This window comes from Ruminococcus sp. (genome assembly GCF_045129435.1).
Lineage (GTDB): Bacteria > Bacillota > Clostridia > Oscillospirales > Acutalibacteraceae > Ruminococcoides.
Genome location: NZ_JBGVJL010000026.1, coordinates 1 through 22,873, shown reverse-complemented (window position 1 = coordinate 22,873; position 22,873 = coordinate 1). Strand labels below are relative to the sequence as shown.

At 39.7% G+C, this 22,873-nt stretch carries 23 protein-coding genes and 1 riboswitch; of the genes, 21 read left to right on the top strand and 2 right to left on the bottom strand.

Going from position 1 to position 22,873, the window contains the following annotated elements:
- From era to ACJMMI_RS01160, 6 genes are all read left to right on the top strand, one after another.
- On the top strand, positions 1–723 hold a 723-nt coding region (gene era / locus ACJMMI_RS01185; RefSeq protein ID WP_405352742.1), incomplete at its 5' end, for a GTPase Era.
- On the top strand, positions 723–1,208 hold the full coding sequence (locus ACJMMI_RS01180; RefSeq protein WP_405352744.1) for a GNAT family N-acetyltransferase: 486 nt from the start codon (positions 723–725) through the stop codon (positions 1,206–1,208). The genes era and ACJMMI_RS01180, both read left to right, overlap by 1 nt.
- Positions 1,209–1,265: 57 nt before the next feature.
- On the top strand, positions 1,266–1,439 hold the full coding sequence (locus tag ACJMMI_RS01175; RefSeq protein WP_022235354.1) for a hypothetical protein: 174 nt from the start codon (positions 1,266–1,268) through the stop codon (positions 1,437–1,439).
- A complete protein-coding gene (gene recO / locus ACJMMI_RS01170; protein ID WP_405352740.1) occupies positions 1,390–2,133 on the top strand; it encodes a DNA repair protein RecO in 744 nt (247 codons plus the stop codon). The genes ACJMMI_RS01175 and recO overlap by 50 nt, the downstream gene beginning before the upstream one ends.
- Before the next feature lie 18 nt (positions 2,134–2,151).
- On the top strand, positions 2,152–4,512 hold the full coding sequence (locus tag ACJMMI_RS01165; RefSeq protein WP_405352739.1) for an endonuclease MutS2: 2,361 nt from the start codon (positions 2,152–2,154) through the stop codon (positions 4,510–4,512).
- An 85-nt stretch (positions 4,513–4,597) separates the two neighbouring features.
- Positions 4,598–5,140, top strand: a complete 543-nt coding sequence (locus ACJMMI_RS01160) for a flavodoxin domain-containing protein (protein ID WP_405352737.1) — start codon at positions 4,598–4,600, stop codon at positions 5,138–5,140.
- Between the two features lie 69 nt (positions 5,141–5,209).
- On the opposite strand, the gene ACJMMI_RS01155 is transcribed toward ACJMMI_RS01160, so the two are convergent.
- Positions 5,210–6,859, bottom strand: coding sequence for a DUF1653 domain-containing protein (locus tag ACJMMI_RS01155; protein WP_405352736.1), 1,650 nt, complete (start codon positions 6,857–6,859; stop codon positions 5,210–5,212).
- 173 nt (positions 6,860–7,032) lie between these two features.
- Here ACJMMI_RS01155 and ACJMMI_RS01150 point away from each other — a divergent pair, with 173 nt between their 5' ends.
- Positions 7,033–7,509, top strand: a complete 477-nt coding sequence (locus ACJMMI_RS01150) for a hypothetical protein (RefSeq protein ID WP_405352735.1) — start codon at positions 7,033–7,035, stop codon at positions 7,507–7,509.
- Between the two features lie 64 nt (positions 7,510–7,573).
- On the opposite strand, the gene ACJMMI_RS01145 is transcribed toward ACJMMI_RS01150, so the two are convergent.
- The gene (locus tag ACJMMI_RS01145; protein ID WP_405352733.1) at positions 7,574–8,581 is read right to left on the bottom strand and encodes a DUF2804 family protein; all 1,008 of its coding nucleotides are present in this window, start codon (positions 8,579–8,581) and stop codon (positions 7,574–7,576) included.
- A gap of 142 nt (positions 8,582–8,723) precedes the next feature.
- On the opposite strand from ACJMMI_RS01145, the gene ACJMMI_RS01140 reads away from it, so the two are divergent.
- The 14 genes from ACJMMI_RS01140 (at position 8,724) to ACJMMI_RS01075 (ending at position 22,124) form a co-directional block, all read left to right on the top strand.
- Positions 8,724–9,077 carry a hypothetical protein gene (locus ACJMMI_RS01140; RefSeq protein ID WP_405352732.1) on the top strand — a complete coding sequence of 118 codons (354 nt, stop codon included), beginning with the start codon at positions 8,724–8,726 and terminating at the stop codon, positions 9,075–9,077.
- A gap of 122 nt (positions 9,078–9,199) precedes the next feature.
- Entirely contained in the window at positions 9,200–9,703 is a 504-nt protein-coding gene (ruvC, locus tag ACJMMI_RS01135) for a crossover junction endodeoxyribonuclease RuvC (protein ID WP_405352730.1), read from the top strand.
- Positions 9,704–9,707: 4 nt separating this feature from the next.
- On the top strand, positions 9,708–10,298 hold the full coding sequence (gene ruvA, locus ACJMMI_RS01130) for a Holliday junction branch migration protein RuvA (RefSeq protein ID WP_405352728.1): 591 nt from the start codon (positions 9,708–9,710) through the stop codon (positions 10,296–10,298).
- A gap of 3 nt (positions 10,299–10,301) precedes the next feature.
- A complete protein-coding gene (gene ruvB, locus ACJMMI_RS01125; protein WP_405352727.1) occupies positions 10,302–11,387 on the top strand; it encodes a Holliday junction branch migration DNA helicase RuvB in 1,086 nt (361 codons plus the stop codon).
- Between the two features lie 26 nt (positions 11,388–11,413).
- Positions 11,414–12,763: a phosphoglucosamine mutase gene (gene glmM / locus ACJMMI_RS01120; protein ID WP_405352725.1), complete on the top strand. Its 1,350-nt coding sequence runs from the start codon at positions 11,414–11,416 to the stop codon at positions 12,761–12,763.
- Positions 12,763–13,626: a class I SAM-dependent methyltransferase gene (locus ACJMMI_RS01115; RefSeq protein WP_405352723.1), complete on the top strand. Its 864-nt coding sequence runs from the start codon at positions 12,763–12,765 to the stop codon at positions 13,624–13,626. The genes glmM and ACJMMI_RS01115 overlap by 1 nt, the downstream gene beginning before the upstream one ends.
- 3 nt (positions 13,627–13,629) lie before the next feature.
- Positions 13,630–14,475: an energy-coupling factor transporter ATPase gene (locus ACJMMI_RS01110; RefSeq protein WP_405352721.1), complete on the top strand. Its 846-nt coding sequence runs from the start codon at positions 13,630–13,632 to the stop codon at positions 14,473–14,475.
- Positions 14,472–15,332 carry an energy-coupling factor transporter ATPase gene (locus ACJMMI_RS01105; protein ID WP_405352719.1) on the top strand — a complete coding sequence of 287 codons (861 nt, stop codon included), beginning with the start codon at positions 14,472–14,474 and terminating at the stop codon, positions 15,330–15,332. The genes ACJMMI_RS01110 and ACJMMI_RS01105 overlap by 4 nt, the downstream gene beginning before the upstream one ends.
- The gene (locus tag ACJMMI_RS01100) at positions 15,332–16,144 is read left to right on the top strand and encodes an energy-coupling factor transporter transmembrane component T family protein (RefSeq protein WP_405352717.1); all 813 of its coding nucleotides are present in this window, start codon (positions 15,332–15,334) and stop codon (positions 16,142–16,144) included. Before ACJMMI_RS01105 ends, ACJMMI_RS01100 begins: the two co-directional genes overlap by 1 nt.
- Entirely contained in the window at positions 16,114–16,881 is a 768-nt protein-coding gene (truA, locus tag ACJMMI_RS01095; RefSeq protein ID WP_405352716.1) for a tRNA pseudouridine(38-40) synthase TruA, read from the top strand. Before ACJMMI_RS01100 ends, truA begins: the two co-directional genes overlap by 31 nt.
- Positions 16,882–16,911: 30 nt before the next feature.
- A complete protein-coding gene (locus ACJMMI_RS01090) occupies positions 16,912–18,309 on the top strand; it encodes a DUF5711 family protein (RefSeq protein ID WP_405352714.1) in 1,398 nt (465 codons plus the stop codon).
- Positions 18,310–18,321: 12 nt separating this feature from the next.
- The gene (locus ACJMMI_RS01085; protein WP_405352712.1) at positions 18,322–18,987 is read left to right on the top strand and encodes a CvpA family protein; all 666 of its coding nucleotides are present in this window, start codon (positions 18,322–18,324) and stop codon (positions 18,985–18,987) included.
- 20 nt (positions 18,988–19,007) lie between these two features.
- Positions 19,008–19,616: a CDP-alcohol phosphatidyltransferase family protein gene (locus ACJMMI_RS01080; RefSeq protein ID WP_405352711.1), complete on the top strand. Its 609-nt coding sequence runs from the start codon at positions 19,008–19,010 to the stop codon at positions 19,614–19,616.
- 159 nt (positions 19,617–19,775) lie between these two features.
- Positions 19,776–22,124, top strand: a complete 2,349-nt coding sequence (locus tag ACJMMI_RS01075; protein ID WP_405352710.1) for an AAA family ATPase — start codon at positions 19,776–19,778, stop codon at positions 22,122–22,124.
- A 597-nt stretch (positions 22,125–22,721) separates the two neighbouring features.
- Positions 22,722–22,820, top strand: a riboswitch (purine riboswitch).
- Positions 22,821–22,873: the final 53 nt, after the last annotated feature.

Genomic DNA, 22,873 nt, shown 5'->3' with positions numbered 1-22,873 from the left:
CCGGGTATGCACAAGCCGAAAAATTCACTCGGCAAATATATGGTTCGTTCTGTAAACGAATCGGTAGGCGGTGTTGATTGCTGTATGCTCGTTGTTGAGGCAGACAAAAGCCCTGTGCAGACTGAACTTGATTTTATTGATAAATTTAAGGCTCTCGGTATGCCTGCAATCCTTGTTATCAATAAAATTGATATGATTAAGGATAAAGAAATACTTATGAAACAAATTCTTGAGTATAGCAAACTCTATGATTTTGAGGCTATTGTACCTGTCAGCGCAAGTGACGGCAACGGTATGAACGAATTGCTTGAGGAACTCAAAAATCAGGCAAGCGAGGGCGGTCATTTCTTTGAAGACGATACTCTTACAGACCAACCTGAAAGAGTTATTGCCTCTGAAATTATCAGAGAGAAAATTTTAAGACTTTGCAATGCCGAAATTCCGCACGGTACAGCCGTTGTTATTGAAAAGATGAAAACAAGGGAGAACGGCATACTTGACATTGACGCTACAATTTTCTGCGAAAAAGAGTCGCATAAGCGTATTCTTATCGGCAAAAACGGTGCAATGCTCAAAAAAATCAGCACCTTTGCAAGGCAGGATATGGAAAGATTTTTTGACTGCAAGGTATTTTTGCAGGTGTGGATAAAAGTAAAAGAGGACTGGAGAAACCGTGCTCAGCTTTTGCAGAACTTTGGCTTTGACGAGAGTAATTTTGATTGATGAGTATTTATATAAAATCGGCAAATTTTGAAGATTGCCGAGAAATTTGCAATATGCAGAAATCGGCATTCGATGATATTTTAACAAGGTATCGTGATTATGATACGAACCCTGCTTGTGAAACGGTGGAAGTAATACAAAATAAATTTCGGCAGCCGTTTACGAAATATTATTTTATTATGAATGATGATGAAAAAATCGGTGCTGTACGAATAGTTGAAATTGACGATAATACAAGACGAATTTCACCTTTGTTTATACTTCCGCAATTTCAAAATTGCGGTTATGCTCAACTTGCTGTGAAGTGCATTGAAGAAACTTATAAATATATCAGTCACTTTACGCTTGATACAATAAAGCAAGAGAAAAAATTATGCTATTTGTATGAAAAACTCGGATATTCAAAAACAGGCAGAGAAGAACAATTGCATGACAATATGACTATTGTTTTTTATGAGAAAAATATGAAAAACAGTCAGTTGTAATAATTTCCATAATATAAATTCGTTCATTTGTGAAACACTACAATCGGAGGTGTTTTTATGGATGAATGGTATATGTGGAACGCATTTTTTACAACAGGCAATGTGCTCGATTATTTAAGGTATAAAAGTATTCAGGATACCAAAGATTTGGGTGCAGATACAATTCTCAGGGAGGAAACCGATGAAATTCCAGACGATGGGGCTGATAGTGAAAGAGCAAAATATAGGTGAACAGGACAAGCTTGTTCACGCTCTTACTGCTACAAACGGCATTATCAAGGCCTTTGTTCGTGGTGCAAAAAATATTAAAAATCAAAAGTGTGCGGCTACTTCGTTACTCACATACTCCCGACTTACCGTGTATAAAGGTCGGGAGAGCTACATAATCGGTGATGCTATTCCTGAGAGAATTTTCTCAAAACTCAGAGGAGATGTTGTGAAAACCTGCCTTGCACAGTATTTTTGTGAACTTGCAATTACAATTTGTCCTCGTGAACAAAATTCTGAGGAATTTTTAAGATTGATTTTAAATTCGCTATATCTTTTGTCGGAAAATAAACGCTCTGCAAAGCTTATAAAGCCTTGCCTTGAAATGCGACTTGCAAGCCTTGCGGGATATATGCCGGATCTCAGAATGTGCAGAGTATGCGGTGAATATTCATGCAACAATATGCTGTTTTTGCCGAGAAGCGGTGCTATAGAATGTGAAGGGTGCCACCATGAAAACGGTGAAATGAAAATTTTGCTCAATCCGTCATCGCTGACAGCTTTAAGACATACAATTTATGCAGATGATGACAAGCTTTTTTCTTTTGCACTGCCCGAAGGCGATCTTGATATGCTTAATGAGGCAAGCGAAAATTATTTAAAATATATGTTTGAAAAGGATTTTTCAACACTTACTTTTTATAAAACAATCAGTTAAATTTTTAGGTATGATAATATGAACAGACATTACAAAACACTTGAACTTGACAAGATTTTGAATATGCTTGCGGCTCAGACAAGTATTGACGATGCAAAAGAAATGGCATTGTCGCTTGAGCCGCAATTTGAACTTGAAAAGGTTAAAAAAACGCTTAAACAAACCGATGATGCAGTTGTTTTAAGCGGAAAATACGGTACACCGTCATTTGGCGGTGCAAAAAATTGTGCTAACGCTTTGCGTAGGGCAGAGGCAGGCGGTTGCCTTTCAACAGGTGAACTTTTACAGATTGCCGAAACCCTCAGAATTATCCGTTCTGTTAAGGAATGGCATTCTAAGTTTGCATCAACAGAAACTTCACTTGACGGCTATTTCAGCGGTCTTGTGTCTAATAAATTTCTCGAAGAGAAAATTACAAACGCTATAATCAGCGAGGACGAGATTTCAGATAAAGCAAGCTCAACTCTTGCCGACATCAGAAGAAAAATTCGTACTGCCTCATCAAAGGCAAGGGAAGTGCTTGACAAGATTATTCACAGCACACAATATTTAAAGTATTTGCAGGACGCTATTGTTACTCAGCGTGACGGCAGATATGTTGTGCCTGTAAGAAGTGAATGCAGGGGTAATGTGCCCGGTCTTGTGCACGATACATCGGCAAGCGGTGCTACGGTATTTATTGAGCCTATGGGCGTTGTGCAGGCGAATAATGATATTAAGCTTTTACGCTCAAAGGAAGAGGACGAAATCGAGAGAATTTTGTTTGAGCTTTCCGCAAATGCAGGTGATTTTGCAGATGCAATTATAGCAAGCTACAAAAATCTTGCAATTCTTAATTTTGTATTTGCAAAGGCAAATCTTGCATATAATATGAGAGCGTCAATGCCGATTATGAACGATAGGGGAATTGTTGATTTAAAGCAGGCAAGGCATCCTATAATTGACAAAGACAAGGTTGTGCCTGTTGATATAGTTCTCGGAAAGAGTTTTGATACACTTGTGATCACAGGTCCGAACACAGGCGGTAAAACTGTTACGCTAAAAACACTCGGACTTCTCACACTTATGGCTATGTGTGGACTTCTTGTGCCGTGTGCCGACAACAGCGAGCTTTCGGTATTCCGCAGGGTACTTGTTGATATTGGCGATGAGCAGAGTATTGAGCAGTCGCTTTCTACATTTTCGGCACATATGACAAATATAATTCAGATTATTAAGCTTGCAAACGCAGGTTCACTTGTGCTGATAGATGAGCTTGGTGCAGGTACAGACCCTGTAGAGGGTGCGGCACTTGCTATTGCCATTCTTGAAAAAATAAGAGATAAGCACGCAAAAATTGCAAGTACAACCCACTATGCCGAATTAAAGGAATACGCTTTGCGTACAGAGGGTGTGGAAAATGCTTGTTGTGAATTTGATGTTACAACTTTGCGACCAACCTACAGACTTTTGATTGGTGTGCCCGGCAAAAGTAATGCCTTTGCAATTTCCAAAAGACTGGGTATGGACGATGAAATTGTTGAGAGGGCAAAGGAGCTTGTTTCAAGCGAAAGCCGACAGTTTGAAGATGTTGTAGGTACTCTTGAAAAACGCAGACAAAGCCTTGAAAAGCAGATTGAAAATGCAAACCGCCTTACCGCAAAGGCTAACACAGAAAAGCAGAAGGCTGAAAATGAAATTCGCAGAGCCAAGGAGAATGCAGAGCGTGAAATTGAGAGAGCAAAGCAGGAGGCACAACGAATTATTTCAAGGACAAGGGCACAGGCTGACGCTTTGGTGGAAGAACTTGATAAGGCACGAAAAGCTAAGGATATGTCTGCCGAGGCTCGTGCAAAGCTTAAAAAGAGTCTCAATACAATGGAAACCAATGCCGACCCTGTAGTTAAAAAGCAGTCAGAGGGTGAAAAATATAAGCTGCCAAGACCGCTCAAGGTGGGCGACAGCGTGCTTATTTTTGATATTGATAAAAACGCAACCGTACTCGCACCACCAACAAAGGACGGAATGGTGCTTGTGCAGGCAGGAATTATCAAAACAAGAGTAAACATTGATAATCTAAGACTTATAAAAGAGAAAAAGCAGCAGCCACCGCAGTATTCAGCAAAGAGAAATGTCCACAGCACGCTTGATGTCAGACCGACAACAGAGGTAGATGTTCGTGGTGAAACTGCCTTTGACGCAGTTATGATTGTTGACAAGGCAATCGACAATGCCGTACTGATGAATATAAATCAGCTGACTATTATCCACGGTAAGGGTACGGGTGTGTTAAGACGGGAGATTTCGTCTTTCCTCAGAACACACAAGGCAGTAAAAAGCTACCGACTCGGCGTATTCGGAGAGGGCGAGGACGGCGTAACCATTGTTGAACTGAAGTGACGGTTTAAATAAAAGGGCAGTCATACGGCTGTCCTTTTAGAAAGTATTGTAAAGAATTATTTGGATTTTTGTGGGGGAAAATAGTATGAACAGCGTGATTATTTATGGCAGTCATTACGGTACAACAAAAAGGTATGCAGAAAAATTCTCGGAAATGACTAAGATACCGGTTGTCAACTATAAGGATATTAAAAATTTATCAGAGTATGACCTGATAATACACTTTGGCGGCTTATATGCCGGAGGTGTAAAAGGACTGAAAAATACTATAAAGGCATTGAACGGTAATCAAAGGCTTGTTATTGTTACGGTTGGATTGGCTGATGTGACCGATAAGGAAAACACTGACAGCATAAGTAAATCCATAAGCAGACAAGTGCCTGAGAATATCCTGAAAAACACTGCCGTTTTTCATTTAAGGGGCGGTATTGACTATGAAAAATTGAATTTTAAACACAGAACAATGATGACTCTCTTATATAACAAGGCAAAAAATCTCCCCGAAGATAAGAAAACAGCTGAGGTAAGGGCGATGATTGATACATATAATTCAAAGGTTGATTTTGTAGATTACAGTTCATTAAATCAGATTATGGATTATGTGCAGAAAATTCGGTGTGAACCTTGAGAACAAAAAAACAGTAAAAATAAGGCAGTAACTCATAATTGAGCTGCTGCCTTATACTTTTTACAAAATTCAGTCAATCGGTGTAAATCTCTGTATCCTTTTGCCGTCCTTTTCGATTATTTCCTTAAACATATCGTAAGGTCTTACCCAGAGTCCGCCGTCATCGTAGAGAGCCTTGTAAACCACGAGCTTTTCGCCTGTTTCGCTGTGGAGAGCAGTGCCTATTACCTCGTATTCGTTGCCCTTGAAATGTCTGTATCTGCCGGGCTTTACCTCGATGTAAAAATTCTCCTCCTCTGTTTCAGGTTCAACTGTTTCTGCTTTTTCGGCAGGCTTTGTAATTTCATTTGCAGAATTATCAGAGAAATCCACCTTAAAGCTGCCGTCATTTACAACAAGGATTCTTGAAGAATACGGTTTCATTTCAAGCTTGTAGTAGCCGTTTACATCAATTACCTCATTGTCATTTAAAACATCTGTAAGTTTTGCGTTGCAGCCTGTGTCAAAGTCAATCCACTCATCATGGTCTGTAAGGTTAAATGCAACAAAAACAGTCTGATTGTCTGTCCATCTCTTATAAACAAGCTTTTCATTCATAATCTTTACATTTGCAAAGTCACCGTACTTTAAAGCCTCAAGTGCAAGTCTTACCTTGCCAAGCTTTACAATGTGGTTAAACAGCTGATAGTTAGGGTTTGGAATGTTGTCAAGGTCAAGACAAGGGCGAAGCTCATAGTCGCTGTGATTGGTTCTCATACCCTCAATGCCGTATTCACTTCCGTAGTAAATTGACGGTACGCCCGGCATTGTGTACATAAGAGTGTAAACATTATTAAGGTGATTTTTATCCTTTAATGAGCTTGCAACTCTGTTTACATCGTGGTTATCAACAAAGTTGTAGGTGTAAATATTTCTGTAGATACCGCCGTTTGCAAACTGACGGTTAAGAGAATGTGCAATTTCAAAATAGTTGTGGTCGTTGTGGCTTGAGTAAATACCCTTGTAACACTCATAGTTTGTGGCAGAATCAAGAGTTTCACTGTTTGCCCAACGGTTGTAATCACCGTGTGTAAGCTCGCCATAAAGCCAAAAATCAGGCTTTTTGGACTTGCAGGTGTGTCTTAATTTTTTGAAAAATTCAATGTCAATAACATCGGCAGCGTCAAGACGAAGTCCGTCAATGTCAAATTCATCAATCCAAAATTCAGCAGCACCGAGCAGATAGTTTACTACATCCTGATTTTGTAAATTAAGCTTTACAAGGTCATAATGACCTGCCCAACCTTCGTAGGTGAACGGATCGCCCTTTGGACTTGAGCCCCAGAAGCCAAGGTTTTGGAACCAACCGCAATACTGTGAATTTTGTAAATTCTGCTGTACATCTTTAAATGCAAAGAAATCTCTGCCAACATGGTTAAATACACCGTCAAGCATAATTTTAATACCGTTTTCGTGCAAGGTTTTGCAAATCTTTTTAAAGGATTCATTATCACCAAGACGGCAGTCAACCTTTTTGTAGTCAATGGTATCATAACCATGGTAACTGCTTTCAAAAAGCGGGTTGAAAATGATGCAGTTAATGCTCATTTTTTTGAAATGAGGAATCCAATCGTAGATTTTGTCGAGTCGGTAAACAAGCTGTCCGTCATTATGTTTTGGTGCTCCACACCAGCCAAGAGGATATATATTGTAAATTACTGATTCGTTAATATAGCTCATAAAAATGCTCCTTTCAGTTCTGTTTTGTAGAACTTTGTACAAAACTGATTTAAGTATATCACAAAATTGTCTATTGTGCAACTGAAAATTATGTGTTATAATTATTTTTATAACAATAATTTGAGATATTCGTTATTTTGTGTTTTGAATACTCAATATTCTGGAGGATATAAATGCTTAAAATTCCCGAAAACAAAACAAGAAAACGCTTTAGAATTGCACAATGTATTTTTTATGCTATATTAGTTTTATTATGCTCAATGCCTTATATACAGGGTGCAACCTCAGACGGAAAGTTTTTTTCTTACTCTGTACTTGACTTGATGTCATTTATCGGCGGCAGTGCAAACGGTGAGCTTGGCGGTGCGTTTTTAAATTATGTAATGTACACACCTATTTTGATTATTATTCCTGTTGTCGGATTTTTCTTCTGCCTTTTTGACAGAGAAAGAAATATGAAAAACATAGTTTCGCTTTTATGCTGTGTGGCAGGCATTGTATCTATTCTTGCTATTGCAGGTGTTGCAATGAGTCTTGGTGCAATTCTTTCCATTCTTATTTACCTGCTTGTATCTTTCCTTACAACTATTGCAATTTTTGCAAGGTTTACAAAGGACGAGTCTGAAGATAATAAGAAAAACATAAGATAAAAAATCAACACCCCTGATTGTATGTATAAATACGGTCAGGGGTGTTTTGTGTTGCTTAGATGTATTAAAATTCGCTGAATACCATATGTGCAGGAATATTGTCGAGTACAAGCGGTGCATCATAATCATAACGCTTAAGTTTGCCAAATAAGACGCCAAAGGTTACAGAAGTGTTGCCCATCTGAGTTACCATTGCCTTATCGTTAATTTTGTTTGGTTTAAATGTTATGTCAACTGCTTCAATTCCGCCCTTGAAATACCACGGACGGTCAATTCTGCCGTCATTGTTTTTAACCTCAATTTTATAAAGCTTGTTCATCTCGCCATTAAGGAAAAAGCTGTTCTCACTGCCGTTGCGGTTGTCGCCGATTCTGCTGGCAAGGCAGAGTGAAAAGCGGTTGTCACCTCGCATATAGTCGGCGGAAAGTCGCTGATAGCTGTGTAATCTTGGCTTTGAATAACTGGTAGAGTCAATGTAAACAGAGCTGTTTTCAGGCTTGAGGTTGTATTCTGATTTACCTACCTTTATAGAGCCGGTTGCACTGAATACAGGCATAAAGCGTTTGTAATAAAAGTATTTTCTGTCACGCTCAAAAGGTGCTACCTGCTCAAGAATATCACCGCTTTTGCTGTCAATATTAAATTCAAAGCTTAAATCTGCCTTGTCGCCAAAGTCAAAGAAGTTGCACTTGATAGTGCGTTCATTTTTAACTTTTACTATTGCAAATTCAATACGCTTGTCAGAAAATACAATCTGTCCGTTTTCCTTATTTTCAAGCAATTCGGTTTTGCCGAGAAGCTGTTTTTTATAAGCGTAATCAGAAATAACATTTCCGTTTTTCAGATTTGCAAGTGCAATCTTTATGTAAAAGTCAAGTCCGGAGTTTTCCATACCTATAAAAAGTGAAACCTCACCTGTGCTTAAAAAGTAGCTTACACTTTCTTTTATATGCTTTGCCTGACGGCTTTGTTCGTTGTTATAAATAAAACAAGGCTTTTTTGCCCAGCCGGCACACATTACCTCTCCGTTTTCTTCAAAAATCTTTTGTGGCTCGGTATATTCGTACTGCAAAGTTATCCCTCCATGTTTTTATGTGCATATAAATATACTATAGCATAAACAGATAATGCTTTTCAAGAAAAATATCAAAATTGTAAGGCTGTCATATAAAAATATTTTTTGTAATATATTTTGTAGGAGAGGAGAAGTGCTTATGAAAAAACTATTTGTATTTGTTTTATGTGTGATTTGCCTTACTTTCTGCTCATGTACGGCAGATACATCGGGTCAAAGCTATGAGCTTACAAGCGAAAAGTGGCATGGTGAGCTAAAGGGTGGTGCTGAGGTAAGTCTTGAGTTTAATGATAATACAGCAAAATTAACTTTAAAATCGGGTGAAGATGAGATAACAATAAACGGTCTTTACGCTATTGATGAAAGCTGTTTTATTATATTCAATCAAGAGTTTAAGCAGAGCTACAGCTTTAATTATACTGTAAACGGAAGTAAGCTTGTGCTTGATTATTGCGGAAAGGAAATTGAAATAGAAAAACAGGAAGAAAAATAATTAGTATTTTTTAAATAAAGGAGCATTTTTATTGATAAATAGATTGTTTTGTGATATAATGCTAATTATTATGCGATAGTATAGGCTAAAATGCCGATACTATGATTTTTGGAGGTAGTGCCTTGGTAATTTTCGGGATTGACCCCGGATATGCAATAGTTGGTTGGGGTGCAATCAGTTTTAAATCAAACACCTATAAGGCACTTGGCTTTGGTGCGGTTGAAACTCAGGCAGGAATGGATTTTAATCTAAGACTTGAGTATATTTATGATGAAATTTTTAATGTACTCAACCGTTCCCGTCCTGATGCCCTTGCGATTGAAAAACTGTATTTTCAGAATAATCAGAAAACAGCAATTATGGTTGCAGAGGCAAGGGGAGTTATTTTGCTTGCGGCACAAAAGCTGAAAATTCCGATTTACGAATATACACCACTGCAAGTAAAAACCGCTGTTACAGGCTATGGCAAAGCAAAAAAGCCACAGGTAATGGAAATGACACGCAGACTTTTGCACCTTAAAGAAGTGCCAAAGCCGGACGATACCGCAGACGCACTTGCAATAGCAATCTGTCATGCACAGGCGGCAGGCTCTGCACTCAGAAGATCAATGTTTGAAAGGGGATAGACTGATGATATATTCCGTAAGAGGAAAGCTTATACATACAGAAAGTTCGACCGCAGTAGTTGAATGCGGCGGTGTGGGATATCTTTGTCAGACTACATCAAACACCCTCAGAACATTAAAACTAAACACAGAGGTAACACTTTATACTTACCTTAATGTGCGTGAAGACGCAGTAGATTTATTTGGCTTTGCAACGCAAAACGAGCTTGCAACCTTTAAGACGCTGATTAGTGTAAGCGGAGTCGGCCCTAAGGCAGGTCTTTCTATATTGTCTGAACTTACGGCAGAGCAGGTTGCAATGGCAATAGCTACCGACGATATAAAAACAATTACAAGAGCACAGGGCATTGGTAAAAAAATTGCCCAGCGTATTATACTTGAGCTTAAGGACAAGCTGGCAAAATCGGAACAGCCGCAGTCGGGTGCGGTGCAGATGCCACAGGCAGTCAGCGGAAATATTCCAAAGGCTATTGAGGCACTTGGAGTACTCGGTTACACACCGGCAGATGTTTCGCCTGTTCTTGCAAGTTTTGACGCAAGCTTGCCGGTAGAACAGCTTATAGCTATGACATTAAAACAGATGGGAAGAAAATGATAAATGAGCAAGCCTGAGTTTTCGGATGAATTTGACTTTGAAAACAGAATACTTGATACATCGGAAATTCCTGAGGATAACATTGAGAGCGATAATCCTTTGCGACCTAAAACTCTTTCCGAGTATATAGGACAGGAAACCGCAAAGGAAAATCTTAAGGTTTTTATTGAAGCCGCAAAGCTTAGAGGAGAGTCGCTTGACCATGTGCTTTTATATGGCCCTCCGGGTCTTGGTAAAACCACACTTGCAGGAATTATTGCAAATGAGCTTGGAGTGTCACTGAGAATCACTTCGGGCCCTGCTATTGAAAAGCCCGGCGACCTTGCCGCATTGCTTACAAACCTTAATGAGGGCGATGTGCTTTTTATAGATGAAATTCATCGTTTAAGCCGTTCGGTAGAGGAAATTCTCTATCCGTCAATGGAGGACTTTTCAATAGATATTATTACAGGTAAGGGACAAATGGCGGCGTCTTATCATTTGCCGTTGCCAAAATTCACTCTTGTGGGTGCTACCACGAGAGCAGGACAGCTTACCGCACCATTGCGTGACCGCTTTGGTGTAATTTTGCGACTTGAGCTTTATACACCTGAGGAGCTTGCAACTATTGTTACAAGAAGTGCGGGAATCCTCGGTATAGAAATTGAACCTGACGGAGCACTTGAAATAGCATCTCGTTCACGAGGAACACCACGAATTGCAAACAGACTTTTAAAGCGTGTGCGTGACTTTGCTCAGGTAATGTCAGACGGCATTATCACTTGCGATACCGCAAGACTTGCACTTGACAGACTTGAGATAGACGAACTTGGACTTGACAGAAACGACAGGCGACTTCTTGAGGCAATACTCAATTTTTACAACGGCGGTCCTGTGGGTGTTGAAACCCTTGCGGCGGCTATCGGTGAAGAAGCGGTTACTATTGAAGATGTATATGAGCCGTATTTACTTCAAATCGGCTTTTTAAGCAGAACACCAAGAGGCAGATGTATAACGGCTGCTGCCTGTACCCATCTTGGATATGATTTTCCAAAGGGTATGGTAAGTGCAAAGCCGACTCAGCCTAATCTATTTGATAAAAATTCATAATAATAAATTTTGGAGGAAAAACAATTATGGGCAGACTTTTTGGTACAGACGGTGCAAGAGGCATAGCAAATGTTGAGCTTACAGCTGAGCTTGCAATGAATATAGGCAGAGCAGCAGCAATGGTGCTTGTTAATGACGAGGTTAAGCACCCGACAATTCTTATCGGTAAAGATACAAGACTTTCAGGCGATATGCTTGAGGGTGCACTTATTGCAGGTCTTTGCTCAGTTGGTGCAAATGTTAAGCTTTTGGGTGTAGTTCCTACTCCGGCTGTTGCTTATCTTGTAAAAAAATATAACGCTGATGCAGGTGTAATGATTTCTGCATCTCACAACCCATTTGAATTTAACGGCATTAAGATTTTCAGCTCAGAGGGCTACAAGCTTCCTGATGACCTTGAAAACAGAATTGAAGAAATTGTTCTTGACCACGCTGTTCCGTATGCTACAGCTAAAGACGGTGAAATCGGCACAGTTACAACTCTTGAGTCTGCTGTTGATGATTACATCGACCATGTTGCAGCGGCTGTCGGCGAAGACTTAAGCGGTATGGAGGTTGCTCTTGATTGCTCAAACGGTTCTTCGTCAAGAACTGCCGAAAAGCTTTTCACAAAGCTTGGTGTTAAAGTTCATATGCTCTTTGGTGAGCCTGACGGAATTAACATCAACAAGGATTGCGGTTCAACTCACACAAATAAATTGCAGGAGTATGTACGCAAAAATAAGCTTAGTGCAGGTCTTGCTTTTGACGGTGATGCTGACAGATGTCTTGCTGTTGATGAAAATGGCAATCTCGTTGACGGCGACTTCCTCATTGCAATCTGTGCAAATGATATGAAGAAAAACGGCAAGCTCAAAAAGAACGCTGCCGTAGGTACTGTTATGACAAATATGGGCTTCTCAAAATTCTGCGAAGCTAATGATATTGATTTTATTTCAACTAAGGTTGGCGACCGCTATGTGCTTGAGTCAATGCTCCAGAACGGATACAACATTGGCGGTGAGCAGAGCGGACACATTATTTTCCTTGACCACTCAACAACCGGTGATGGTGAGCTTTCGGGTGCAATGGTGCTTTCAATTATGAAGCGTACAGGCGAAAAGCTCAGTGACCTTGCAAAGGTTATGGAGCGTTACCCGCAGGTGCTTATCAATGTTAAGGTTAGCAACGAAGGCAAGCTTGCGTTCTATACAGACAAAGAAGTTAAGGCAGAAATTAATCGTGTTACTGAAATTCTCGGTGATACAGGCAGAATTTTAGTTCGCGTTTCCGGCACAGAGCCACTTGTAAGAGTAATGCTTGAAGGCGAAAATCTTGAGCAGATTCAGGCTCTGGCAGAGGAAGCAGCACAGGTAGTAAGGGAAAGATTGGCATAATGCGTTTATCAGAAAATTGGAAGGATTATGAGCTTATTGACGCTTCTGACGGAGAGCGACTTGAGCGTTGGGGCAATATTATTCTTATTCGTCCCGACCCGCAAATAATTTGGTCAACCAAAAAGAAAAATCCGCTTTGGTACTCTGCTCATGCACGCTATCACCGCAGTAATAAAGGCGGTGGCAGTTGGGAGCAGTACAAAAAAATTCCGTCACAATGGAGCATAAAGTACGGCAGCCTTACATTTAACATAAAGCCTATGGGCTTTAAGCACACAGGTGTTTTTCCTGAGCAGGCTGTAAATTGGGATTTTGCTTCTGAAAAAATAAAAAAAGAGGGCAGACCTCTTAAAATACTCAATCTCTTTGGCTACACAGGTTGTGCAACTCTTGCATGTATGAATGCAGGTGCAAGCGTATGCCATGTTGACGCTTCAAAGGGTATGGTACAGTGGGCAAAGGAAAATGCGGTTTCGAGCGGTATTGCAGACAAGCCGGTAAGGTGGCTTGTTGACGATTGTGCAAAGTTTGTTCAGCGTGAAATCAGACGAGGCAACCGCTATGACGGTATCATTATGGATCCTCCGTCATATGGCAGAGGTCCGGGTGGTGAGGTATGGAAGCTGGAGGAACAGCTTTATCCGCTTGTTGAGCTTTGCCGACAGGTTATGTCTGATGACCCTGCTTTCTTTATTCTCAATTCTTACACAACAGGACTTTCGCCTGCTGTTATGGAATATCTGCTTGGAGTTTTGCTCAAAACAAAATTTGGCGGAAAGGTTTCGAGCAGCGAAATCGGACTGCCTGTAACCGATACAGGACTTGTTTTGCCATGCGGCTCAACAGCTATCTGGGAGAAGTAATTGATGAAATTTATCTCTATTGAAAATATAGTTTTTTCTTATATGTCCGATGAGGACGAACAGCCTGTAGTAAATGCTGTTGACGGTGTTTCTATGAAAATAAATAAAGGTGAGTTTGTTGCTTTGCTCGGACATAACGGCTGCGGAAAATCAACGGTTGCCAAGCACCTTAATGCAATGCTTGTGCCTGACAGCGGTAAGGTATTTGTTGACGGTGATGACACAGCCGATGAGGATAAAACTCTTGATATTCGTAAAAAAGTCGGACTAGTACTGCAAAATCCTGACAACCAGCTTGTAGCAAGCGTTGTTGAGGAAGATGTGGCATTTGGCCCTGAAAATCTCGGAGTTGAGCCAACTGAAATAAGAAAAAGAGTTGACGACGCACTAAAGGCTGTGGGTATGTATGAATTTCGTAAGGACGCACCCTACAAGCTTTCGGGCGGTCAGAAGCAGAGGGTTGCAATAGCCGGTATTCTTGCTATGCAGCCTGATTGCATTGTGCTTGACGAACCAACTGCAATGCTTGACCCAAACGGCAGAGAAGAGGTTATGTCAACACTTTTAAAGCTTAATAATGAAAAAGGCATTACCATTGTACTTATCACCCATTATATGGACGAGGCTGTGCTTGCCGACAGAGTCATTGTTATGGACAGCGGTAAGGTGCTTACAGAGGGTACGCCTGACGATGTGTTTTCTCAGGTTGAACTTCTTAAAAAGCACAGGCTTGATGTACCGCAGGCTACAGAGCTTGTATATAGACTTATTGGCTGTGGTGCGAAAATTGACAAAATGCCGCTTGACTCGGAAGAATGTGTCGATTTGCTTATGGAGGTGCTGAAATGAGTATCCTTGAGCTTAAAAATATTTGTTATACCTATGGTATGGGCACACCTTTTGAAAAAAAAGCTGTAAATGATGTTAGCTTTTCTGTAAATAAGGGTGAGCTTATAGGAATTATCGGTCACACAGGCTCAGGAAAGTCAACACTTGTACAGATGCTTAACGGTCTTATGAAGCCGACAAGCGGACAAGTTTTGCTTGACAGTGTGGACATTTGGGACAAGCCAAAGGAAATACGCAAAATCCGTTTTAAGGTCGGTATGGTATTTCAGTATCCTGAATATCAGCTTTTTGAGGAAACAGTGTACAAGGATATAGCCTTTGGCCCTACAAATAAGGGGCTTTCTGAAGAAGAAATTGATAAAGAGGTTAGGAGAGCCGCAAGATTTACGGGAATTAAGGACGAGCTTTTGGATAAATCACCGTTTGATTTATCGGGCGGTGAAAAGAGAAGAGCCGCCATTGCAGGCGTTATTGCAATGGATCCCGATGTGCTTGTACTTGACGAGCCTACAGCAGGACTTGACCCAATGGGCAGAGATGTACTTCTCAGTCAGATTGTCCGTTATCATAAGGAAAGACAGAACACGGTTCTGCTTGTTTCTCACAGTATGGAGGACATTGCCAGGGTGGCAGACAGGATTGTGGTTATGAATAAATCAGAGCTTGTTATGTTTGACGAAACTCAAAAGGTTTTTGCAAGAGGTGACGAGCTTGAAAAAATCGGTCTGCGTATTCCGCAGATTACAAAAATTATGTCACAGCTCAGAAAAAGGGGAGTAGATGTGCCACAGGGCATACTGACTGTTGATGCAGCGGTAGATTACCTTCTTCCTCTTATTAAAAAGGAGGAAAAGTAATGGTTAGAGATGTTGCGTTTGGTCAGTATTTTCCTGCCAAAAGCCTTATTCACAGGCTTGACCCACGAGCAAAAATTATTATGCTCATTGCTTTTCTTGTGCTTGTGTTCTGCACCTTTAACTACGCAGCCCTTGCAGTTGTGGCAGCTTCTACAGCGGTTATTGTCGCACTCAGCGGAGTGCCGGTAAAGTTTTATTTTAAAAGCTTAAAGATAATTATTTTTATAGTTATTGTTACATCTGTTTTAAATCTTTTTTATGGTACAGGCGACCCTATTTGGCAATGGGGTATTATCAAAGTAACCGTAAACGGAATTAACCGTTCCGTATTTGTTACGGTAAGAATTATATGCCTTATTCTTGCAAGCTCGGCACTTACATTTACAACATCTCCTACTGAGCTTACAGACGCTATAGAAAGACTGATGAAACCTCTTAACAAAATTCATTTTCCTGTGCACGAAATTGCTATGATGATGTCGCTTGCACTGAGATTTGTGCCTACTCTGCTTGAGGAAACCGACAAGATTATGCAGGCACAAAAGGCAAGAGGTGCTGACCTTGAGGGCGGAAATGTATTTGCACGAATCAAGGCACTTATTCCTATTCTTGTGCCGCTTTTTGTTTCTTCGTTCAGAAGAGCATATGACCTTGCCACAGCAATGGAATGCCGTTGCTACCATGGCGGTGAGGGCAGAACAAGAATGAAAAGTATTCATATGGTTAAGAGAGATGTTGTTTCAATGGTAGTAGTCGGACTTATAATCAGCGGAGTGGTAGTATGCAACATATTGATTCCTGCGGCACTTTAAGAAATTTTAAGCTTACAATTTCATATGACGGCAGGCAGTTTCACGGCTGGCAGATTCAAAACAATGCTATGACTGTTCAGGAGGCTTTTCAAAATGCCTTGACAAAAATTATCGGCGAGGATTTTGATTTAAAGGGCTGCAGTCGTACAGACAGCGGAGTTCACGCAAATATGTACTGCATAAGTCTGAAAACCTCACATCCGATTGCACCGGTAAGGCTAAAGGCTGCGTTAAATCGTTGGCTTCCGCTGAGCATTGCGGTGCTTGACTGTGAGCAAGTGCCTGATGATTTTCACGCAAGGTACAGCTGTACAAGCAAGGAATACATTTATAAAATATGGAACACCGAGGTACGCAATCCGTTTCTTGACGGGTATGCACTTCACTACAGATATAAGCTTGATGAAGAAATTCTTAACAAGGCGGCTCAGGCTTATGTCGGTACTCACGATTTCACATCTTTTTGTACTCTCGACAGCAGAGAAAAAGGGGATATGACGCGAACAGTAAAAGCTTTTTCTGTTACAAGAGAGGGAAACCTTGTGACAATGAAGGTAGAGGCTGACGGATTCCTTTACAATATGGTAAGAATTATGGTTGGCACGCTTTTAAGGATTCAGCAGGGAAAGATACCTGTTGACGGAATAGCGGGTATAATCGAAAAAAAAGACAGAAAATTTGCAGGCCCTACAGCACAGCCCTGTGGCCTGTATCTTAACAGGGTTAATTACGATTAAGGGGTTATTTACCTAAAGGAGTGAACAGAAATGTTTTCCGGTAAATTTGTAAAATCTAAATCTAAAAACAATTCTAAAACAACAAAAACAAAATCTAAAGGTCATCGTTTTGCCGAAACTAAAGTAAAGAAAAATGACCGTGATGTTATAAGCTATGAGGATATGCCTCTTGAGGATTATGAACTCGAAAAAACCGAGATGTCACCTGAGGCGGTCAAGAAAATAATTGTTTCTGTATGTATTGTGCTTGCGGCAGGTCTTGTAGTGTTTGCCTTTGCAAACAGAGACAGACTTTCACCTGAAAGCATAGCCAACTGGTGGACATATGATGTTCTCGGCAATGCGGGCAACGGCTATCCTGTTACCATTACCGGTACAGAGGTTAATGCAAATAATTTTGTGCTTTCGGACGGTCACATTGCTTATGCGTCAGATACTTCGTTTGTCACTTTAAATTCATCAGGAAGTGATATATTTAACACACAGCTTAAATATTCAAAGCCGATTCTTGTAAGCAACAAGAATATGTTTCTTACATATGATCTCGGCGGCAAAGGCTACGAGATTAACTCTCTTGACAAACAGCTCTTTGCTTCAAATACTGACGATGATATTTACACAGCCGATATAGCCTCAAACGGCGTATATGCAATAGCTACAGAGGGCAACGGCTATCTCTCATCACTTTTAGTATTTAATAAAGATAACAACAGAATTTACAAATATTCTTTTTCTGAATATTATATAACATCTGTTACACTTAACAGCAACGGCACAGCCTGTGCTGCGTGTGGTATTTCCACAGAAAACGGTAAGGTTGTTTCAGCTGTATATCTGCTCGACTTTTCAAAGGAAGAGCCTGTGCAGGTTTCAAAAATTGAGGGCGATGTAATTATTGCCGCAAAATATCTTACAGACAACAGAGTTGCCATTGTGGGAAATTCCGCTTCATATGTAGTAAAAAACGGTGATGAGAATATTGTTACCAACTCATATGATTCCATGACGCTTTCTAATTATTTCTTTAATATGGATACATCAACTTTTGCAGTTGCACTTTCAAGAAGCGGTGACGGCAGAAGCTGTACTGTTTTTAATTATGATTCAAACGGTTCACAAAGAGATAAGATTGAAACCGACAGTAGAGCAGACGCTATCTCAATTTACAAAGATAAAATTGCCTTGCTTGACGGCAACATAGCAAATGTTTATAATACAAGAGGCGATAAAATTTACGCTTCGGAAACAGGTGCCGGTTCAAAGAATATTATTCTTTCATCAGACACAACAGCGTATGTGCTTAGTGTAAATCAAATAAGATTTGTTGAACTCAGTAAAAATCAAGTGGCAAGTGAACAGGTAGCCACTGAGCAAAATACAACAGAGCCGGTAACAACAAAAAATGTTTCTACTGACGATAACGCATAAAGAAGGTATTATATGGTACTTGACTTAATATTTCTTGCTGTTATAATAATATTTATTATCAGCGGTGCTGTGCGAGGCTTTGCAAAGGCAATTATGAATATAGCTGCTCTTGTAGCGTCTTGCATACTTGCTAATGTTTTTTCAAGCGTTATAGCAGGTTGGATATTTGATTCTTTTGTAAGAAATGACTTGATTTCAAAGCTGAATACCGCAGTTGCCAATACTGAAATTTCAGTAAATACCGCCCTGGGTGATTTGCCAGGCTGGGTATCTTCTATAGTATCGTTTTTCTGTAATGTTTTCGGCTTTGATGAACAAAGACTTGTAGATTGCTTTGTAGGCACAACAGCTTCTGCAAAGATATCGGCAATTCAACTTACAGACAGCTTTGTAAAGCCGATTGTAACAGGTATATTCTCATTTTTTATAGCAATAATAATGTTTATATTGCTCGTTATAATTTTTAAATTAATAATCAAGCTTGTTAATAAAGTATTTGAGTTGCCTGTAATAAGTCCAATAAACAGAGTACTTGGCGGCATTTTCGGTGCTGCTGAAGGTGTGGTTATTGCAATTATTATTCTCGGATTGCTTTCTATGATACTTAGCTATTTAGATTCACCGGCAACGCTGAATGAGGGAATAAGTGGAATTGCTTTCTCAATTTTCAAACGCTGATTTAATAAAGGGGAATGAAAATGGATAACGAAAACAAAAAAATACTTACAAGTAAAGCGGATTTATGGACAGTACCAAACCTGCTTACATATTTCAGATTTGTGCTTGTAGTACCGTTTGTTATTTTGTTTTTAAGTGAAAAATATTTGTATGCAGCAATTTGCATAGGCTTGTCAGGACTTTCTGACTGCCTTGACGGATTTTTTGCAAGAAGACTAAATCAGGTGACTCAGCTTGGAAAGCTGCTTGACCCTATTGCCGATAAAATAACATTAATTTCGGTTATGTTTTGTATGGCGTTTTATGCACCGAATGTAATTCCAATTCTTGTTATTCTGATTGCAAAAGATGTAATTATGCTGCTCGGCGGCGTTTCTCTTTTAAAAAGAAGAATTACACCACCGGCGGCGGAATGGTTTGGCAAGCTTGCAACAATAGTATTTTACTTTGCGGTTTGTATAATAGTGTTTATGAAGGCAGTTATTAATTACGAAAATATTCTGGTTGACGATATTCTGCTTTCTATTACAGCGGTTGTTATGCTTTATGCACTTTATCGCTATTCAAAGATTTACAGGGCTTTGATTAAGGAAGATAAAGCAAAAAAAGCAGAAAAAATCAATCAATAATCTTATAAAAGAAAAAATTTTAGAAAAATCGACAAAAAAGAATTGCAAAATTTTCAGTTATGATATATTATATATGGTAACAGAATTTTATATTGAATTTTGTAAAAGATGTTAAAACTGCGGTTTACCGCTTAAATTTTATGTATAAAGGAGCAGACTATGCTTTGTAGCAGATGCGGAAAACGACCGGCTGTCGTTTTTGTTTCAACAAACAATCCAAATGACGATGCCACAAAGGGCTACTGCCTTACATGTGCAAAGGAACTTGGCATAAAGCCGGTTGAGGATTTAATAAATAAGATGGGAATTTCTGATGATGACCTTGAAAATGTACAGGACCAGATGGATTCTCTTATGAAAAATATGGGCGAAAATGGTGACCTTTCTCAGCTTATGGAACAGCTTGGTGCTGATAACCTTGCTGAAAGTATGGGAGAATTAGGCGAAGAAGTTGGCAGTGAGGACGATGATTTCTCTCACGGTGCACCGACTTTCCCTGCCTTTTTCAATAATATTTTTGGCGGAAAAGCAGATAATGCAAACGATGCCGGTGGCTCAGCTAAATCAAACGGGAAAAAGAAAGAGAAAAAAGACAAAAACAGAAAGCATCTTAATCTTTATTGTGAAGACCTTACCCGTAAAGCAAGAGAGGGAAAAATCGACAATATAGTTGGCAGAGATAAGGAAATTGAGCGTGTAATTCAGATTCTTTCTCGCCGTACTAAAAACAACCCTTGTCTTATCGGTGAACCTGGTGTAGGTAAAACAGCTATTGCCGAGGGACTTGCTTTAAGAATTGCAGACGGCAATGTGCCGCAGCGACTAAAAAATAAAGAAATCCATTTGCTTGACCTTGCATCTCTTGTAGCCGGTACACAGTTCAGAGGTCAGTTTGAAAGCCGTATTAAAGGACTTGTAGCCGAGGTTAAGGAAAACGGAAATATCATTTTATTCATAGATGAGGTGCATACTCTTGTCGGTACAGGTGACAACGAGGGCACTATGAATGCCGCTAATATCTTAAAGCCTGCTCTTTCAAGAGGTGAGGTTCAGGTTATCGGTGCAACAACATTCAATGAATACAGAAAATACATAGAGAAAGATTCGGCTCTTGAAAGACGTTTTCAGCCTGTAAAGGTAGGAGAGCCTACTATTGCTCAGTCTATTGACATTATTGCAGGCGTTAAGAGCTACTATGAAAATCATCATCGTGTAATTGTTGATGATGAAATTGTTCGCAAGACAGTTGTGCTTTCTGAAAGATATATTACAGATCGCTTTTTGCCGGATAAGGCAATCGACTTGCTCGATGAAAGCTGTGCTTGTGCAGCCCTTCGTAACAAAGACCTTGAAAAGCATGATAAGCTTATTGATGAACAGCAGAAGCTTAACTTACAGAAAGAAGAAATTTCTACTGCTGAGGAAATCGACTACGAAAAGCTTGCAAATGTAAATACCGCACTTGCAAGAGTTGATTCTGAGCTTGCAAAGATTAACCCTGATACTCTTATTGCAAAGGTAACAGAGGAGGATATTGCTACTGTAATTGAGCTTTGGACAGGTATTCCTGCATCAAGAATCAGAGAAAATGAACTTGCAAAGCTTGCAGGCATTGAAGATGCACTTAAAAAGAAAATTATCGGTCAAGACGAAGCTGTTGAGGTACTTGCATCTGCTATCAAGCGTAGCAGAGTGCAGATTTCACCAAGACGCAGACCTGCATCATTTATATTTGTTGGACCAACAGGCGTTGGTAAAACAGAGCTTGTAAAGGTGCTTAGTCAGGAGCTTTTTGATACTCCTGAAACCTTAATCAGACTTGATATGTCTGAATTTATGGAAAAGCACTCGGTGTCTAAGATTATCGGTTCCCCTCCGGGATATGTTGGTTATGACGAGGCAGGACAGGTAACTGAAAAGGTAAGACGCAGACCTTACTCTGTACTCCTTTTTGATGAAATTGAAAAGGCTCATCCGGATGTACTCAACATTCTTCTTCAGATTCTTGACGAAGGCAAGGTTACAGACGCACATGGCAGAGCAGTTAATTTTGAAAACACAGTAATTATAATGACCTCAAATGCAGGTTCAGCCAATAAAGAGAATGCTCTCGGCTTTGGCAAGTCAGCAGAAGAGGCTTCTAAGGAAAAGGTTATGAAGGCACTTTCTGAGTTTCTTCGTCCTGAATTTATCGCTCGTGTTGATGAAATTATTGTATTCAATTCACTTAAAGAAGATGACTTTGTAAAGATTGCGAACCTTATGCTCTCTGAGTATGTGCCAACTATGGAAGAAAAGCATATCAAATTTACCTTTGATGATAAGGCCTGTGAGTACCTTGCAAAGAAATCCTGTAACGGCAGCAGCGGTGCAAGAGATTTGAGAAATACAATCAGACGAGAGGTAGAGGAGAAGATTGCTAATGCAATGATTGAAGCTGGTGCCGCTCCGCTTTCAGCAATCAACATTACTTCTGACGGCGAAAGCATTAAACTTGAGTCAGTATAATTTATAGGTTCTTTAAATAGTTGGGTAAATTATGGTTTAGCAGAAAACTACGGATAAATAACAAAAAATTTAGGTCGAGCCTTTTTAAAGGCTCGTGGGTTTGGGCAAAGCCCAAGAAAAGTTGTGCCTATTACAATTTATAAGACACAAACAGCATCGCTGTTTGTGTGCTAAAGCAAGGTTTGTCAAAACAGGCGACAGCCTTAAAAAAGTATCATTTTTTAATAAAGAAGAATGGCTTTTTGTGTTGCTGCCACAATTATAAGGCTTTCGCCATTGTGTTAAAGCCGCCAAACATCAAGCTGTTTGGCTATCAGGATTTTGCGTAGGCTAAAGTATTGTGGGCTTTGCCCACACCCACAACCTTTGAAAAAGGTTGACCAAATTTTTATTTTCGGATATAAAGTCTGTAATAATACAGACAAAAATTTCCTGACCGTTACAAACCATAATTTATTATTAATCCCCCGACATTTAAAGCTGAACCAATTTATAATATCGCCTTTCTTTGCGTGGCTGCGATTTATTTCGTAGCTGCGTTTCTTTTTATGCATAATTTTTGTATTTTAGTGTTGACATTTTGATTTTCTTTTGCTATAATATCTCAGGTTTAAAGATTATATAAATTCGTGATATGGACGAGTGTATCTACAAACTGCCCTAAACAGTTTTACTATAATCCCCATAAGGGGCATAGTGTATTGTTTGCGGCGGTTTTTATTTTGCCATTATGCTCTTAGAAAATAAAA

Coding starts and splice junctions, on each gene's coding strand:
- ACJMMI_RS01140 (WP_405352732.1), top strand. CDS start 8,724: ATGAAAAAACTATTTGTATTTGTTTTATGTGTGATTTGCCTTACTTTC.
- ACJMMI_RS01105 (WP_405352719.1), top strand. CDS start 14,472: ATGAGTATCCTTGAGCTTAAAAATATTTGTTATACCTATGGTATGGGC.
- ACJMMI_RS01165 (WP_405352739.1), top strand. CDS start 2,152: ATGAACAGACATTACAAAACACTTGAACTTGACAAGATTTTGAATATG.
- ACJMMI_RS01110 (WP_405352721.1), top strand. CDS start 13,630: ATGAAATTTATCTCTATTGAAAATATAGTTTTTTCTTATATGTCCGAT.
- ACJMMI_RS01075 (WP_405352710.1), top strand. CDS start 19,776: ATGCTTTGTAGCAGATGCGGAAAACGACCGGCTGTCGTTTTTGTTTCA.
- glmM (WP_405352725.1), top strand. CDS start 11,414: ATGGGCAGACTTTTTGGTACAGACGGTGCAAGAGGCATAGCAAATGTT.
- ACJMMI_RS01100 (WP_405352717.1), top strand. CDS start 15,332: ATGGTTAGAGATGTTGCGTTTGGTCAGTATTTTCCTGCCAAAAGCCTT.
- ACJMMI_RS01180 (WP_405352744.1), top strand. CDS start 723: ATGAGTATTTATATAAAATCGGCAAATTTTGAAGATTGCCGAGAAATT.
- ACJMMI_RS01115 (WP_405352723.1), top strand. CDS start 12,763: ATGCGTTTATCAGAAAATTGGAAGGATTATGAGCTTATTGACGCTTCT.
- recO (WP_405352740.1), top strand. CDS start 1,390: ATGAAATTCCAGACGATGGGGCTGATAGTGAAAGAGCAAAATATAGGT.
- ACJMMI_RS01090 (WP_405352714.1), top strand. CDS start 16,912: ATGTTTTCCGGTAAATTTGTAAAATCTAAATCTAAAAACAATTCTAAA.
- ACJMMI_RS01150 (WP_405352735.1), top strand. CDS start 7,033: ATGCTTAAAATTCCCGAAAACAAAACAAGAAAACGCTTTAGAATTGCA.
- truA (WP_405352716.1), top strand. CDS start 16,114: ATGCAACATATTGATTCCTGCGGCACTTTAAGAAATTTTAAGCTTACA.
- ruvB (WP_405352727.1), top strand. CDS start 10,302: ATGAGCAAGCCTGAGTTTTCGGATGAATTTGACTTTGAAAACAGAATA.
- ruvA (WP_405352728.1), top strand. CDS start 9,708: ATGATATATTCCGTAAGAGGAAAGCTTATACATACAGAAAGTTCGACC.
- ACJMMI_RS01155 (WP_405352736.1), bottom strand. CDS start 6,859: ATGAGCTATATTAACGAATCAGTAATTTACAATATATATCCTCTTGGC.
- ACJMMI_RS01085 (WP_405352712.1), top strand. CDS start 18,322: ATGGTACTTGACTTAATATTTCTTGCTGTTATAATAATATTTATTATC.
- ACJMMI_RS01080 (WP_405352711.1), top strand. CDS start 19,008: ATGGATAACGAAAACAAAAAAATACTTACAAGTAAAGCGGATTTATGG.
- ACJMMI_RS01175 (WP_022235354.1), top strand. CDS start 1,266: ATGGATGAATGGTATATGTGGAACGCATTTTTTACAACAGGCAATGTG.
- ACJMMI_RS01160 (WP_405352737.1), top strand. CDS start 4,598: ATGAACAGCGTGATTATTTATGGCAGTCATTACGGTACAACAAAAAGG.